This window comes from Bacillus sp. z60-11, assembly GCF_046464135.1.
Taxonomy (GTDB): domain Bacteria; phylum Bacillota; class Bacilli; order Bacillales; family Bacillaceae; genus Bacillus; species Bacillus sonorensis_A.
On sequence record NZ_JBIYSN010000007.1, the window covers coordinates 181,162 to 195,926 of the forward strand.

The following is a 14,765-nucleotide window of genomic DNA, read 5'->3' on the forward strand; positions in this document are numbered from 1 at the left end:
CATTGCCGGAAACCTATACAATAAGTATCAGTTCTTTAGATCAGGAAGGAGAGAATCCGGTTGGAGGCACATGAAGAACGATGGAATGAAGCAAAGGCCTTCATTGAGCAATGTTACGGAGAGCTGGCAAAATCCGAAGAGGAAAAAAAGCTCCGTTTACATAACATACAAGAGGAAATCAAGAAAACGGGAAGCTACACACACACGCGGGAAGAAATCGAACACGGCGCTCGAATGGCCTGGAGAAACAGCAGCCGCTGCATCGGCAGGCTGTTTTGGCATTCTCTAAACGTCCTTGATCACAGGGACGTCCGAACAGAGGAAGAGGTAAGGGATGCGCTCTTTCAACACATTCAATTGGCGACAAACAGCGGGAAAATCAAACCGTTTATTACCATTTTTCCGCCTGAGCAAGACGGGAAGAAAAAAGTGACCATTTGGAACCATCAGCTGATCAGGTATGCGGGATATGAGACGGAAGACGGCGTGATCGGCGACCCGGCTTCCTTGAAGCTGACAAAAGTCTGTCAGGCGCTTGGCTGGAAAGGCGAGGGAACGCCTTTTGATCCGCTTCCGCTCGTGTTTCAAGTCGAAGACCGTCCGCCAGTCTGGTATGAACTGCCAAGGGCGATTGTGAAAGAGGTGGCGCTCACACACCCTGAGATTGCCGCTTTCCGAGAGCTGGGCCTGAAATGGTATGCCGTCCCGATCGTTGCGGACATGAAGCTGGAAATCGGGGGGATTCATTATAATGCCGCCCCCTTTAACGGCTGGTATATGGGAACGGAAATCGGCGCGCGCAATCTCGCGGATACGGATCGCTACAATGTGCTCGAAAAAGTCGCGGCCGTTATGGGGCTTGATACAGTGCGGAATGCTTCGCTGTGGAAAGACACAGCGCTTGTTGAACTGAACAGGGCAGTCCTCCATTCTTATAAAAAAGCAGGTGTCAGCATCGTTGACCACCATACCGCGGCCAGCCAGTTTAAACGGTTTGAAGAACAGGAAGCCGCAGAGGGAAGGGAGCTTGCTGCAAGCTGGACATGGCTGATTCCGCCGCTATCGCCGGCATCGACCCATATTTTTCACAGCTATTATGAGGATAGAGAAGTCAAACCAAATTATTTCTATCAGGAAAAGCCCTATGAAACAATGAAATGGGAAGAATAAGGACGTTGTCAGCTTATGCATATTCGCTGAAGATCAGGGAAGCAAATAAAAGAGGCTGTCCGGGAGTACGGACAGCCTGATGTTTTGCTTTTAACTATTCGGCATGAATTTTTAAAACAGCCGGATGTCCATCATCCAGCCTTTATCCATTCATGCCGTTTTCTTTCCGGAACAGCATATAGGAATAGAGATAAGGTGCAAAAACGGTAAGCAAAATGATGGGCAGTATCAGATTTTCGCTTAAAGAAAACAAGCCGTTTGCCGCGATTAGAAGCCCTGCTGCGGTAAATACCTTCGCCGCAAATCTGTGGGTTTTTTTCCAAATCGCATCACTGCTCAATGTCCACGGGTTTTTGATTCCAAAGAAGAAATTGGAGCGGACTCTCGGAAGGTAATTGCCGATGACGATGAGAAGAGCGCCCACCAGTACCGGCACGATGCTTCCCGTCGGCAGGTCATAGCCGAGCCCGGTCATCACGAGCAGCAGGTTGATCAGGGAAAAGATCAGCAGCATGGCGTTGATGATGAGATGATACGTTTTTGCAAAAAGCTGATAGTTTTTTCGGCGCGGGTCGATCTTTGGCGTCAGGATCATTAAGATATACATAAAAACAAGCAAGGCCATCATGGTGAGCATCGCTTCCGTTTTTGAAGCGTATCTGTCAACCTCGCCCGAGAATGACCAATGGATGGGAACTTGATTGGACATGCGCGGATAAGTGATCGCCCACATCAAAAGGTTAGCTAAAATCATAGACAGTGGAAATAAGTGCTTCTTCATTTTGTATCCCCTTCGTTCTGATCTGTTTGTTCAGTAAAACTGAATGCCCAGCTGATGATGTCTTGAAACATGGTGGTATTCAATGAGTAAATGATGAACTGGCCTTTTTTTTCATCCTGGATTAATTCGGCCTGTTTTAAGATTTTCAAATGCTGAGAAATACTCGGCTTTGACATTTGAAAATGCCCGGAAATTTCACCGGCGGTCAAATCCCGGTCTTTTAAAAGATTCAATATTTGTCTTCTCGTCGGATCAGCTAAAGCTTTAAAAGTTTGATTCATGTCAAGCATTCCTTAATTCGATATTTAGTTAATTAACTAAATACTAAAATAAAAAGGCGATGAAGTCAATACATCAATAAAAAATCCGCCATTGGCGGCGGATGTTGTATGGGGGTTAATAGCTGATATTAAATTTTTGATAGCCATCGATGTGTTTTGTTTCTTCCACTTTCACGTTCGTTACTTTTGAGAATGGACTTCCTTTTTGTACGGCATTTAAGAAATGTTTCAGGCTTTCCTCAGGCCCTTCGGCACGGATTTCCACAGCACCGTCGTCAAGATTCCGCACCCAGCCGGTTAGTTTGTGTTTGTCTGCTTCCATTTGCACGAAATAGCGAAAGCCGACGCCTTGGACCCTTCCATCGACGATGATTCGATATTGAAGCATAGGAACACCCCTTTTCTTCTATGCTATCATATTTCCCAATTTCAGATCACGGCATAGACATGATCGAATTGAATCGTTACAATATGAAAATAAAGGAAGGGCGTGAGGTTTTGGAAAATCAGAAATATGAGATTCTGTCGATTTACGTTGGACAGCCGGATACATACGAATTTGCCGGAAAAAAGGTAGAGACGGCGATTGTGAAACAGGCCGTCGACAAGCCCGTGTTTTTGGGCCGCACGAACTTTGACGGAGACAGGCAGGCCGATCTCGTCCACCATGGCGGAGCCGATAAAGCGGTTTGCGTCTATCCGGCGGTTCATTATGCATACTGGGAGGAGGTTCTGAACAAGAAGCTTCCTCAGGCGGCGTTTGGAGAAAATGTGACCGTACAAGGCTTAACAGAAAAAGATGTGTGCATCGGCGATACTTTTAAGCTTGGAGAAGCTCTTGTGCAGATCAGCCAGCCGCGGCAGCCGTGCTTTAAGCTTGCCAAAAAACTGAATGAAAAAGATATGGTATTGAGAGTGAGAGAAACAGGTTACAGCGGATTTTATTTCAGGGTATTGCAAGAAGGGATCGTCGCGCCCCGAGCGCAGCTGGAGCTCGTCTCCCGCGATCCACACGAGATGACCGTCTCATACGCCAACCATCTGATGTATCATGACAGGAATAACAAGCCCGCCATCCAGAGGATTTTGGAGGTCGAAGCTTTGTCAGACAGCTGGAGAGCTTCCTTTTTAAAGCAGCTCACAGCTTAAAAAATGCCGTGCCCAGTGGCACGGCTATTTCAAACGAAACGTTTATTTTTTCATGCTGTCGAGCAGATTGGCTAAAAAGTGTGCTTTATAGCTTTGAAGCTTTCTTCCTTCATACTTCGTCATCCCTAGCTTTTTCAGTTCTTCTACATACCAGCCTTTGCTTCCGTAATGCATGGCAGAAAACTCCCTTCTATGATTCGATGCAATTGGCATTCTAACATCTATAGAAAAACGTTGAAAAGGGGTGGGCGACAATTTTCTAAAACTGAGTCTTTCGTCCTAATTCGGGAGTTTGTCTGCGCATGGTGTCATTGGTGTGTCAGGCTGACGATGATCATCACAGCAATCGAAATGCTGAGAACGATTCCGATGTATTTTAAATAGCCGTTCTTTTTTTTGTGGGCGTATACCGTTAAGAACACGCTCTCGATCAAAAAGATCAGCCCGATGATGGCAAACAGCATAACAAAAGGGCTCCTTTCGCACATTCTGTTTTTTATTTTAACATAAAAGCCCGGACCTCTCCGGGTCCGGGCCTTAAGCGTCTCGGCAAACCCTCGCATTCGTTGCGAGGCCTGCAAGGAATTATACTGACAGTATGAGAAAATCAATCAAGCTGTGTTAAAATGATCGGTTCGTCTTTTGTGATGACGATCGTATGCTCGATCTGCGCGACGAAGCTTCCGTCGGGCGTTTTGAACGTCCAACCGTCACCGGCTTCTATAGTATGTTCGGCTTTTGTTGAAACAAACGGCTCCAGGGCGATGACGGTTCCGTTTTTAAACAATGCATTATCAAACGGATCGAAATAATTTAAAATATGGTTCGGCGCTTCGTGGAGGCTTTTGCCAATGCCGTGTCCCGTCAGATTTTTAATGACGGTAAATCCGTTTGCTTTCGCTTCATTGTATACGGCTCTGCCAATTTGGTTTTGCTTTTTGCCGGCCCGCGCCTGCAATAGGCCTTTTTGAAATGCGCTCTCAGCACATTCGCACAGCTTGTGCAGCGTTTCATCCCCTTTTCCCAGAACAAAAGAAATGCCGGTATCTGAGTAGTAGCCGCCGAATTCTGCCGAAATGTCGATATTGATCAAATCGCCTTCTTGTAAAATGGTCGATTTGCTCGGGATGCCGTGGGCTACTTCATCATTTACACTGATGCATGTCGTTCCCGGGAAATCGTATTCCTTTTCCGGAGCTGAAGCTGCTCCGTGGGCTTCAAGCACTTGTTTTCCAATGAGGTCAAGCTCTTTTGTGCTCATGCCGGGAGCTGCTTTTTCCTTCATTTCCTCCCGTGCCAAAGCGACGATTCTGCCGATTTTTTTGAGCCCTTCAAGCTCTTGGTCATTCGTTACAATCACGATTCATTCCCGCTTTCTTTTTTATATTCCAAATCAAGCTTACCATATCTGTTCACGAAAAAGGAACAGCTCCGGCTTCAAGACAAAAAAACGCCCGCCTTCCATGAGGAAAGCGGGCGCTTGCCGATTACTGTCCTGAATCTGAATTTGTCGTTTTCGATGCATCAGATTCCGATGTTTTCGGGTTATGGTTTGTATAGTCGTAGTCGCTCGGATCGATTGCTTTGAAGCCTTTCGGTTTGTAGAAGCGCAGCAAATCTCCGTCGACGATTTTATCGGACATTTCGAGCTCTTTTTTCACCGATTCTTCGATGTTCGGATCGATGTCTTTCTCGTTCAGAAGCTCTCCTGTCTTCGTATCATAGTAGTGTCCGTTCGTTTTCGTGTACTCCGGAGAAACGAAGTCGCCGTTTCTGAACGGAATCACTTCGCGGTGTTCAGGCGACAGAAGGTCTGAACCGCTCATCAAGTAATCTTTCGTGTTCACGCCCATTAAATGAAGCAGAGTAGGGGCTACATCGACTTCGCCTCCGTATTTATGGGATTTGATTCCCTTGACCCCAGGCGCATGGATGAACAGCGGAACCCGCTGTAATTGCGCGTTTTCATATGGCGTGATCTCTTTGCCCAATACTTTGGACATCGCTTTGTTGTGGTTTTCCGAAATGCCGTAATGGTCCCCGTACATGACAACAATCGTATTGTCGTATAATCCGGCTTTTTTCAGGTCGTTGAAGAATTGTTCAAGCGCCTGATCCATATAGTGGGCCGATTGGAAATAGTGGTCGACGACACTGTCTCCGGTGTCACCGGCCGGGAAGTCTGTATCGCCTTCATCCATTTCGAATGGGAAATGGTTTGACAGCGAAATGAACTTCGTATAGAAAGGCTGTTTCAGGCTCTTTAACAGCGGCATTGATTCTTTAAAGAACGGCTTATCCTTCATGCCGTAGTTTTTCGTTTTATCTTCGCTCATATCGTAGTACGTAGCGTCAAAGAACTTGTCATATCCGATGGCTTTATACATTTCATTGCGGTTCCAGAACGTTTTGTAGTTGCCATGGAACGCCGCTGATGTATAGCCTTGGGATTTTAAAATGGCCGGTGCCGACTGCAGCGTGTTTTGCGCTTTATTGATGAAGACAGACCCTTGTGCTAAAGGATACAGCGAGTTGTCCATCATAAATTCGGCATCTGATGTTTTACCTTGTCCAGTCTGGTGGAAAAAGTTGTCAAAATAAAATGTTTCATCATCATGAGCCAGCGAGTTTAAAAACGGCGTCACTTCTTTGCCGTCAAGCTTATAGTCAATCAGGAACGTCTGCAGCGATTCCATGGAAATGTATACGACGTTCATGCCTTTCGCTTTGCCGAAGTATTCGGCATTCGGTTTGTCCTGGTTGGCTTTAATATAGTTCTCAACTTCCGTCACGTCGCTGGAGCTGGCCAGGGCGCGCTGGCTGTTTGACTTAATGTTTTGCACCGCATCATAAATCGTGAAGTTATAAGTTCCCAAGTATTTCACAAGATAGTTGCGGTCAAAAGAACGGGTGAGGAGCTCGGGACGGTCCATCTCCGCAACCGCGAGATTGGCGAGAAAGACCAGGACGCTTGCACCCATGACAATTTTAAACGGTCTTTTCGTGCTTGTTTCAGAAGGCCTGTTATAAAATACGGCCAAACCGATTAAAATGATAGTATCGATGAAATAAAACACATCAAGCGGGTGCATCAGCGAGAATATGCTGTCTCCGAGCTGCCCCCCGTTTGTTCTTGCCTGCATGATCGTAGGCAATGTGATAAAGTCGCTGAAAAATCTGTAGTATACGATGTTTGCATAAAGCAAAAAAGACATTAAAAAATGAATCACTATAATCGCTGTCTGCTGTATTTTTTTCTTGAACAAGAGTCCCAATCCAAGAAAGAACAAGCTTGAGCTAATCGGATTCACAAAAAGCAAAATCTGTTGAACTGTGTTGGTTATTCCTAAATTAAATTCAATTACATACGCAGCATAAGTTTTTAGCCATAGCAATATGGCGGCTATCAGAAAGAAGGCAAGGCCCCTCTCCTTAATAAATCTTTTCAATTGTTACACTCCTTTTTTCCGGATCAGTATAAAACCATCGGAACGAAAGAAAAAAACGAATGTATAAAATATACCATGAAATGCCGATTTAGAAAAGCGGAAACTCAAGCGGCCTAAATATCAGCAAAACGCCCGGCAATATTGCATTTTTCACGTCCGGAAAGGTGATCTGGAAATATTTTGTGCTTCACATATATTGGCGGAAGGGTGTTTTTGTGGCAGACTGATCATAGTATATGAACGACAAAGGGGGATTAGACCATGGATTTTGCGAGCATCATATCGGAGGACAAAATTAAGCAGGCGATGAAGGACGGGGAATTTGACAATCTTCCCGGAATGGGCAAGCCGCTCAGAAAAGATGAGGCCCAGCATGTGCCCGAGCATCTTCGCATGGCATACCGGATCATGAAAAGCGCCGGTATGGCAGGAGACGAAGGGGCGCTGAAAAAAGAGATGATGACGATTGACGAGCTGATAGCCAAGTGCACGGATGAAAACGAGCGCGAGCGTTTAATGAAGAGAAAAACGGAAAACCAGCTCAAGCTCGACAGGCTCGCCGACAAAAAAGGAATGTTTTCCAAGCCGGCGTCCGCTTTTTATAAAGATAAAATATACGGACGGCTGGGGCGTTCATAAGGCGGAGCCCCGCCGTTTTTTTATGTCTGCTCCACCTCTTTCGATCTGGAAGTCGAAGGAATCGATAGGTATGATGACGAACCCTATTCATATGTGATTGCTGCAAAAAAGGTTTATGTTTCTTCATTTGTGGTAATGACACATAAACGAACAAAGGGTGATAGGATGGACATACTGTTAACATGGGTACAGCGTATATCTGATTGGCTTTGGGGGCCGCCTTTAATTGTGTTGCTGACGGGGACAGGATTGTATTTGACGGTCCTGCTGAAATTTTTTCAGTTTCGTTATCCTTTATACATTTTCAAACAGACGATCGCAAGCGTAGGGAAAAAGCCGAAGGGAGAAGGGACGGTCACACCGCTGCAGGCCTTGACATCCGCTCTCAGTTCGACGGTCGGCGCCTCAAACATTGTCGGTGTGCCGGCGGCCATTATGTTCGGCGGTCCGGTAGCGGTTTTTTGGATGTGGCTGATCGCGCTGTTTGCTATGGCGATTAAGTTCTCGGAAAGCGTGCTTGCTGTTCATTACAGAGAAAAGAATGAAGACGGCGAGTTTGTCGGCGGACCGATGTACTACATCACAAAAGGCTTGCGGATGAAATGGCTTGGCGTCTTTTTTTCCGTCGCACTGATCATTGAGCTGGTTCCAAGCATCATGGTGCAAGGAAATTCGGCCTCTGTTTCATTGGCGCAAACCTTTTCTCTCAATAGAATCTCCGCCGGAATCGGAATTGCCTTTTTGATCGGCCTGGTTGTCATCGGGGGGATCAAACGGATTGGAAAAGTGACAGAGCTGGTGGTGCCGCTTATGGCAGGGGCATATGTGGGGGCGGGTCTCCTCATTGTCCTCACGAATGTGTCAGCAGTGCCCGCTTTTTTCTCTCTCATCTTTTCGAATGCGTTTACCTCTTCATCGGCATTGGGGGGATTTGCAGGAGCAGCCATTGCCGAAACCGTCCGCTGGGGGTTTGCCCGTGGCCTTTATTCAAATGAAGCCGGAATGGGCACAGCCCCGATCGCCCATGCAGCGGCAATGACCGACCACCCGGTGAGGCAGGGCTTCTGGTCTGTCATCGGCATTGTCGTTGACACCCTGCTGATTTGCACAACGACAGCTTTTGTCGTTCTCTCATCAGGGGTATGGACAGGGGAAAACGCCCTGCAAAACCCGGCGGCGCTGACCGCGGATGCTTTTCGCAGCTATTTTGGCAGCGGCGGGGAATATTTCGTGTCGATTTCGCTCGTCTTCTTCGTTTTATCAACGATTACGGTGATTATTTTTTACGGGGTTAAGCAAGCCGAGTTTTTGTTTGGCAAGATCGCGGGACATGTGCTTAAGCTGGTCTATCTGGCGGCCATTATCATCGGCGCGGCAGGCGGAGCGAAGGCGATTTGGGGCTTTCTTGACCTTGCGCTTGCGTTCATTTTGTTTCCGAATATCATAGCGGTGCTGCTCTTAAGCAGGAAAGTCAGATCTTTATACGATGAGTTTTTCACATCAGAAAAGTACTATTTGAAAGATATCGGAAAGCAAGAGAGCGTTTACGAAACGCAGCAAAAGGTAAACAATTCTTAGCGATCGGCGAGACGGAAAATGAAAAAGGGATTTAGCCATGGATTTTACGAGTTTAAGCATAGAGAATCATGAATAACGTTGGCATGGCAGGAGTCGAAGGGGCGCTGAACAGAATGTGCGGATGAAAACAGCGCGGGCGTGAGCTTAGCTCGGCAGGCTCGGTTTCCAAGCCCGTGTCCGCTTTTTGTAAAGATAAAAAACGGCTGGGGCGTTTAAGCGGTGCCCCGCCGTTTTTTATCTTGCTCCAACAAGAGGTGAGTCCAGCATAAACTTGCACTGAAAGCAAAAATCATTTCTGTAATATGTAATGTTTGATCATATATCATACATTTATCATTGCAGGATAGAAATGTCTGTTCGCGATCATACTATTGGAAAGAAAATTGCTGGAAGAGGTATAAATATGCTTGAAAATGGTGTGATTTCAGCAAGACAATTTCAGGTATTGGTTTTTTTATTTACCATAGGCAGCTCTGTCTTGTATATCCCTGCGTCACTTGCTGCCGAAGCCAAACAAGATGCCTGGATTTCATCCGTATTTGGAGTGGGGATTGGGCTGTTGATTGTGAAACTTATCACTTCAGTTGCAAAACCTTACCCTAATTTGAATTTTGCTCAATATACGGAAGTGATTTTCGGAAAATGGCTGGGAACGTTGATTAATTTGGGCTTTTTCTTTAATTTTTATTTGATTTCCGCCTTTGTTCTTCGGGATGTTGGTGACTTTCTATTAACGCTCATTCTCCCGGAAACGCCTCTGCCATCCATTTTAATCATGTTTATTATCGTTGTGATTATAGGTATTCGTTTAGGGCTTGAGACATTGGCCAGGGCGGCGGAAATATTTTATCCGTGGTTAATCCTTTTGCTGTTGTTACTTTTGATTGCACTAACGCCTCAGTTTCAACTTTCCAATATACAGCCTTTTTTTGAGAGCGGAATAAAAGCCACCGTTCGCGCGAGTTTTCCGTTTATTGCAGTCCCCTTTTTTCAATTTTCTGCGTTTCTTATGATCATTCCTTATGTTCAAAAGAGGAAAGAAGTCGAAAAGAATTTCTTTTTAGGAACGTGTAAAGCAGGAATACTATTAATTCTGATTACAGTCATTTCCATAGTCGTTCTTGGTGTAGATATGACAGCAAGGCATTTTTATCCGACTTATGCGCTGTCAAAAAAAATTAATATCGGCGATTTTCTGCAGCGTCTTGAGCCCGTCATGGCGGGCATCTGGTTTGTTTCTATCTTCTTTAAATTAGCCGTTTGTTTCTATGCGTCCGCTTTGTCCCTTGCTCATACCTTAAAGCTCAAGAATTACAGGGTTTTGACATTCCCTTTAGGTATGATATTGGTCGTTCTCTCCATCATCGTTTACCCGAACATCGTGTATACCAGTGAGTTTATTAAATAGTTTATTAAATGGATGTTTTTTTATTTTGGAACGATGGGGTTTGTCATTCCGATATTCGTATTGGGAGTATCAAAATTTAGAAGGCAAAACCATTGACCTTGATCCGCTTTTGTTAGAATTCCCATCGTACAGAGTGCGGTGCGGCTTTTTTGCACGTATATGACAAGCAGTTTGAAAGCAGGCCTTCTCGAGAGAAGCGCTCCTGCTTTTTTGTTTTTTACATGGAGCGGTCGGTTTTTTTATTTATGAAAGCGCTACAAAAAATATGTTGACTACTTGTATATACAGGATTACAATATAAGCATAAAATGTATATACAGGTTAAACGAGAGAAGGAGGGTTTGGAATGGGGGATTTCAAACAACCAGTGCGTCAAATCGTCGATGCAGTCGGCGGTGTGGATAATATTGCAGCAGCAACCCACTGTGTGACGCGCCTGCGGTTTGCATTGATAGATGAAAGCAAGGTTGATCAAGAGTTGCTTGATCAAATTGATGTAGTCAAAGGCTCATTTTCAACAAATGGACAGTTTCAAGTGGTGATCGGCCAAGGAACAGTCAATAAAGTATATGCGGAGCTGGTCGAAGAAACCGGTATTGGCGAGTCGAGTAAAGATGAGGTGAAAAAGGCCTCTGAAAAAAATATGAATCCTTTACAGCGTGCTGTGAAAACGCTTGCGGATATATTTATTCCGATTTTGCCTGCGATTGTGACAGCGGGATTGCTGATGGGGATCAATAATATTTTAACGGCGCAGGGCATTTTCTTCAGCAAATCGATTGTCGAAGTCTATCCGCAGTGGGCGGATCTCGCCAATATGATTAATTTGATTGCGGGCACGGCTTTTACTTTTCTGCCTGCATTAATCGGGTGGTCAGCTGTCAAACGCTTTGGCGGCAATCCGCTGCTCGGTATTGTGCTTGGTGTGATGCTCGTTCATCCCGACCTGTTAAATGCGTGGGGATATGGCGCAGCAGAGCAAAGCGGAAAGATCCCGGTCTGGAATCTCTTCGGTCTGGAGGTTCAGAAAGTCGGCTACCAGGGACAGGTGCTGCCGATTTTGCTTGCTTCTTATATGCTGGCCAAAATTGAACTGTTTTTAACAAAGCGGACACCTGAGGGCATACAGCTCTTGGTTGTTGCACCGATCACGCTTCTTGTCACAGGATTTGCTTCATTTATCGTGATCGGCCCGATTACATTTGCGATCGGCAATTTGCTGACATCAGGCCTGATTGCTGTCTTCGGCAAATTTGCCATACTGGGCGGACTGTTGTATGGCGGCTTATACGCGGCGCTCGTGATCACAGGTATGCACCATACATTCCTTGCAGTCGATCTTCAGCTGATCGGTTCCAAGCTCGGCGGCACATTTTTATGGCCGATGCTGGCGCTTTCCAATATCGCACAAGGATCAGCAGCGCTTGCCATGATGTTTATCGTCAAGGATGAGAAGCAGAAAGGTCTCTCTTTAACCTCGGGCATCTCGGCATATCTCGGCATTACCGAACCCGCGCTGTTCGGTGTGAATCTCAGATATCGTTTCCCGTTTGTGATCGCGATGATCAGTTCAGGGCTGGCCGGAATGTATATTTCCTCACAAGGGGTTCTGGCAAGCTCTGTCGGAGTCGGCGGTGTGCCCGGCATTTTCTCTATCATGGCCCAGTATTGGGGCGCATTCGCGATTGGGATGGCGATCGTGCTTGTGGTGCCGTTCGCCGGAACATACGCTTATGCTAAATTAAAACAAAAATAACAGCAGGGGAAGGAGCGTGTTTTGCCGCTCCCTTTTCCCATTTTATATAGAAGAAAACGGTGGTGCAAAATGATGAGAACGAAACAAAACCAATGGTGGAAAAAAGCGACAGTCTATCAAATTTATCCGAAAAGCTTTAACGATACGACAGGAAGCGGTGTCGGCGACATTCAGGGAATCATCGAAAAGCTCGATTATATCAAAGAGCTGGCGTGTGATGTGATTTGGCTGACGCCGATTTATGCATCCCCGCAGCATGATAACGGGTATGACATCAGCGATTATTACCGGATTCATGAAGAATACGGAACTATGGCCGACTTTGAGGAGCTTCTCGAGGAAGCCCATCAACGCGGAATCAAGGTGATTATGGACCTTGTCGTCAACCATACATCGACAGAGCATAAATGGTTTAAAGAAGCATCGTCTTCGAAAGATCATCCTTACCGCGATTTTTACATTTGGAAAGATATGAAGCCGGATGGTTCGCCGCCGACAAACTGGGAGTCAAAATTCGGCGGTTCCGCCTGGCAGTTTGATGAAAAGACGGGGCAGTATTATTTGCACCTTTACGATGTCACACAGGCTGATTTAAATTGGGAAAACGAAGAGGTCAGAAAAAAAGTGTATGAGATGATGCATTTTTGGTTTGAAAAAGGAATTGACGGCTTCAGGCTTGACGTCATCAACGTCATTTCAAAAGATCAGCGTTTTCCCGATGACGACAAGGGAGACGGACGAAGGTTTTATACGGATGGGCCAAGGGTGCACGAATTTTTGCACGAAATGAACAGAGAGGTTTTTTCTCAATATGACAGCATGACGGTCGGGGAAATGTCATCGACGACGATTGCCGATTGCATCCGCTACACAAACCCGGAAAGCCGGGAGCTCGATATGGTCTTTAACTTTCATCATTTAAAAGCGGACTATCCAAACGGCGAAAAATGGGCGCTTGCTGATTTCGATTTTCTCAAGCTGAAAAAGATTCTGTCTGAATGGCAGATTGAAATGAATCAAGGGGGCGGCTGGAATGCGCTGTTCTGGTGCAACCATGATCAGCCGCGCATCGTCTCGCGCTACGGTGATGACGGGAAATACCGCAAAAAATCGGCGAAAATGCTGGCAACCGCGATTCATATGCTGCAAGGCACCCCATACATTTACCAAGGGGAAGAAATCGGTATGACAGACCCGAAGTTTGACGATATTTCACTTTATCGGGATGTAGAGTCTTTAAATATGTACCGCCTGATGAAAGAAGAGGGAAAATCCGAAGCGGAGATCCTCAAGATTTTGCAGGCAAAGTCACGCGATAATTCGCGGACGCCTGTGCAATGGAATGATGGGGAAAATGCCGGATTTACAACGGGAACACCGTGGATTCCGGTGCCTGACAATTACAAACACATCAATGTCGAAGAAGCGCTCCGCGATCCTGATTCGATTTTCTACCATTATAAAAAGTTAAATGAGCTGCGCAAACAATACGATATCATCACGACAGGCGATTATCAGCTCATTCTTGAAGACGATCCGGATCTTTACGCATATGTGAGAAACGGGGAAAATGAAAAGCTTTTGGTCATCAATAATTTTTACGGCAGAGAAAGCGAATTCCGCCTGCCGGATGATCTTGATGTTGAAGGATATACAGCCAATGTTCTCATTTCCAACGACCCCGACATTCCGGAGCGTTTGACAAGCTTTAAGGTGAAACCTTATCAATCGATTGTTTATCATCTTCGCAAACCATGCTAAACTAAGCTTGGTGGTAAAAAAATGAAAGTCAACAAATATATGATGATTTACAAAGAAATCGCAGACCAAATCGATCAAGGCGTGTTAAACGCCGGTGATATTTTGTCATCGGAAAATGATCTGGCCGAGCACTATGAGACGTCAAGAGAAACCGTCCGGAAAGCGCTGAATGTGCTTGCGCAAAACGGATACATTCAAAAAATTAAGGGAAAAGGCTCGGTTGTGCTGAACAGGGAAAAAATGCAGTTCCCGGTTTCCGGCCTCGTCAGTTTTAAAGAGCTTTCCGAAACGCTCGGCAAAGAAACAAAGACGACGGTGCATGAATTCGGCTTGACGCTCCCGAACGCATATATACAAAAACAGCTTCGGATCTCCGCTGATGAAGACATATGGCGTGTCGTCCGGTCGAGAAACATCAACGGCGAGCGTGTCATTCTGGACAAGGATTATTTTATCCGCCAAAACGTACCGCTGTTAACAAAAGAGATATGCGAGGATTCGATCTATCAATACCTCGAAGGCGAGCTCGGGCTTGTTATCAGCTACGCCCATAAAGAAATCGTCGTGGAGCCGTGTACGGAAGCGGATCAAAAGTATTTGGATCTCAACGGATATGACCATATCGTCGTGGTGAAAAATTTCGTTTTTCTCGATGATACGACTTTGTTCCAATACACGGAAAGCAGACACCGCCTTGATAAATTTCGGTTTGTCGATTTTGCCAGAAGAGAGAAATAGCACGGTCCGCCTGTCGGCGGCCGTGTTTTTTTGTGCAGCCGTTTCTGCTCCCGTG

At 45.8% G+C, this 14,765-nt stretch carries 15 protein-coding genes; 8 read left to right on the forward strand and 7 right to left on the reverse strand.

What is annotated here, in order from left to right:
• Window positions 1-60: 60 nt before the first annotated feature.
• On the forward strand, window positions 61-1,170 hold the full coding sequence (locus tag ACINLD_RS18860) for a nitric oxide synthase oxygenase (RefSeq protein ID WP_026589606.1): 1,110 nt from the start codon (window positions 61-63) through the stop codon (window positions 1,168-1,170).
• 142 nt (window positions 1,171-1,312) lie between these two features.
• Here ACINLD_RS18860 and ACINLD_RS18865 read toward each other — a convergent pair whose 3' ends face one another.
• The 3 genes from ACINLD_RS18865 to ACINLD_RS18875 form a co-directional block, all read right to left on the reverse strand.
• Window positions 1,313-1,951, reverse strand: coding sequence for an SdpI family protein (locus tag ACINLD_RS18865; RefSeq protein WP_026589605.1), 639 nt, complete (start codon window positions 1,949-1,951; stop codon window positions 1,313-1,315).
• A complete protein-coding gene (locus tag ACINLD_RS18870; protein WP_026589604.1) occupies window positions 1,948-2,232 on the reverse strand; it encodes an autorepressor SdpR family transcription factor in 285 nt (94 codons plus the stop codon). The genes ACINLD_RS18865 and ACINLD_RS18870 overlap by 4 nt, the downstream gene beginning before the upstream one ends.
• Window positions 2,233-2,347: 115 nt before the next feature.
• The gene (locus tag ACINLD_RS18875; protein WP_026589603.1) at window positions 2,348-2,620 is read right to left on the reverse strand and encodes an acylphosphatase; all 273 of its coding nucleotides are present in this window, start codon (window positions 2,618-2,620) and stop codon (window positions 2,348-2,350) included.
• A gap of 110 nt (window positions 2,621-2,730) precedes the next feature.
• Between ACINLD_RS18875 and ACINLD_RS18880 the strand changes: the two genes are divergently transcribed.
• Window positions 2,731-3,381 (forward strand): MOSC domain-containing protein, encoded by a 651-nt coding sequence (locus tag ACINLD_RS18880; RefSeq protein ID WP_026589602.1) that lies wholly within the window; start codon window positions 2,731-2,733, stop codon window positions 3,379-3,381.
• A 42-nt stretch (window positions 3,382-3,423) separates the two neighbouring features.
• Here the strand turns inward: ACINLD_RS18880 and ACINLD_RS18885 are convergent, their stop codons facing one another.
• The 4 genes from ACINLD_RS18885 to ACINLD_RS18900 all read right to left on the reverse strand — a co-directional run bounded on the left by ACINLD_RS18885 (window position 3,424) and on the right by ACINLD_RS18900 (window position 6,830).
• The gene (locus ACINLD_RS18885; protein ID WP_077735322.1) at window positions 3,424-3,555 is read right to left on the reverse strand and encodes a YflJ family protein; all 132 of its coding nucleotides are present in this window, start codon (window positions 3,553-3,555) and stop codon (window positions 3,424-3,426) included.
• 134 nt (window positions 3,556-3,689) lie between these two features.
• Window positions 3,690-3,845 (reverse strand): hypothetical protein, encoded by a 156-nt coding sequence (locus tag ACINLD_RS18890; RefSeq protein ID WP_179115635.1) that lies wholly within the window; start codon window positions 3,843-3,845, stop codon window positions 3,690-3,692.
• Window positions 3,846-3,988: 143 nt separating this feature from the next.
• On the reverse strand, window positions 3,989-4,741 hold the full coding sequence (gene map / locus ACINLD_RS18895; protein ID WP_026589601.1) for a type I methionyl aminopeptidase: 753 nt from the start codon (window positions 4,739-4,741) through the stop codon (window positions 3,989-3,991).
• Window positions 4,742-4,868: 127 nt separating this feature from the next.
• Window positions 4,869-6,830 carry an LTA synthase family protein gene (locus ACINLD_RS18900; protein ID WP_026589600.1) on the reverse strand — a complete coding sequence of 654 codons (1,962 nt, stop codon included), beginning with the start codon at window positions 6,828-6,830 and terminating at the stop codon, window positions 4,869-4,871.
• Between the two features lie 261 nt (window positions 6,831-7,091).
• Here ACINLD_RS18900 and ACINLD_RS18905 point away from each other — a divergent pair, with 261 nt between their 5' ends.
• From ACINLD_RS18905 to treR, 6 genes are all read left to right on the forward strand, one after another.
• The gene (locus ACINLD_RS18905) at window positions 7,092-7,469 is read left to right on the forward strand and encodes a DUF1992 domain-containing protein (protein ID WP_026589599.1); all 378 of its coding nucleotides are present in this window, start codon (window positions 7,092-7,094) and stop codon (window positions 7,467-7,469) included.
• 165 nt (window positions 7,470-7,634) lie between these two features.
• Window positions 7,635-9,047 carry an alanine/glycine:cation symporter family protein gene (locus ACINLD_RS18910; RefSeq protein WP_409445250.1) on the forward strand — a complete coding sequence of 471 codons (1,413 nt, stop codon included), beginning with the start codon at window positions 7,635-7,637 and terminating at the stop codon, window positions 9,045-9,047.
• A gap of 349 nt (window positions 9,048-9,396) precedes the next feature.
• Complete coding sequence (locus tag ACINLD_RS18915) at window positions 9,397-10,455, forward strand: endospore germination permease (protein WP_409445249.1); 1,059 nt, start codon at window positions 9,397-9,399, stop codon at window positions 10,453-10,455.
• A gap of 346 nt (window positions 10,456-10,801) precedes the next feature.
• On the forward strand, window positions 10,802-12,211 hold the full coding sequence (treP, locus tag ACINLD_RS18920) for a PTS system trehalose-specific EIIBC component (protein WP_026589597.1): 1,410 nt from the start codon (window positions 10,802-10,804) through the stop codon (window positions 12,209-12,211).
• Window positions 12,212-12,283: 72 nt separating this feature from the next.
• Window positions 12,284-13,972 (forward strand): alpha,alpha-phosphotrehalase, encoded by a 1,689-nt coding sequence (gene treC / locus ACINLD_RS18925; RefSeq protein WP_077735452.1) that lies wholly within the window; start codon window positions 12,284-12,286, stop codon window positions 13,970-13,972.
• A gap of 21 nt (window positions 13,973-13,993) precedes the next feature.
• On the forward strand, window positions 13,994-14,710 hold the full coding sequence (treR, locus tag ACINLD_RS18930) for a trehalose operon repressor (protein ID WP_026589595.1): 717 nt from the start codon (window positions 13,994-13,996) through the stop codon (window positions 14,708-14,710).
• The last annotated feature ends 55 nt before the right edge of the window (window positions 14,711-14,765 follow it).

Bases quoted from the DNA above. Each gene is read 5' to 3' on its own strand.
- ACINLD_RS18865 (WP_026589605.1), bottom strand. From the start codon at position 1,951: ATGAAGAAGCACTTATTTCCACTGTCTATGATTTTAGCTAACCTTTTG.
- ACINLD_RS18870 (WP_026589604.1), bottom strand. From the start codon at position 2,232: ATGAATCAAACTTTTAAAGCTTTAGCTGATCCGACGAGAAGACAAATA.
- ACINLD_RS18875 (WP_026589603.1), bottom strand. From the start codon at position 2,620: ATGCTTCAATATCGAATCATCGTCGATGGAAGGGTCCAAGGCGTCGGC.
- ACINLD_RS18885 (WP_077735322.1), bottom strand. From the start codon at position 3,555: ATGCATTACGGAAGCAAAGGCTGGTATGTAGAAGAACTGAAAAAGCTA.
- ACINLD_RS18890 (WP_179115635.1), bottom strand. From the start codon at position 3,845: ATGCTGTTTGCCATCATCGGGCTGATCTTTTTGATCGAGAGCGTGTTC.
- ACINLD_RS18905 (WP_026589599.1), top strand. From the start codon at position 7,092: ATGGATTTTGCGAGCATCATATCGGAGGACAAAATTAAGCAGGCGATG.
- ACINLD_RS18910 (WP_409445250.1), top strand. From the start codon at position 7,635: ATGGACATACTGTTAACATGGGTACAGCGTATATCTGATTGGCTTTGG.
- ACINLD_RS18915 (WP_409445249.1), top strand. From the start codon at position 9,397: ATGTCTGTTCGCGATCATACTATTGGAAAGAAAATTGCTGGAAGAGGT.
- treP (WP_026589597.1), top strand. From the start codon at position 10,802: ATGGGGGATTTCAAACAACCAGTGCGTCAAATCGTCGATGCAGTCGGC.
- treC (WP_077735452.1), top strand. From the start codon at position 12,284: ATGAGAACGAAACAAAACCAATGGTGGAAAAAAGCGACAGTCTATCAA.
- treR (WP_026589595.1), top strand. From the start codon at position 13,994: ATGAAAGTCAACAAATATATGATGATTTACAAAGAAATCGCAGACCAA.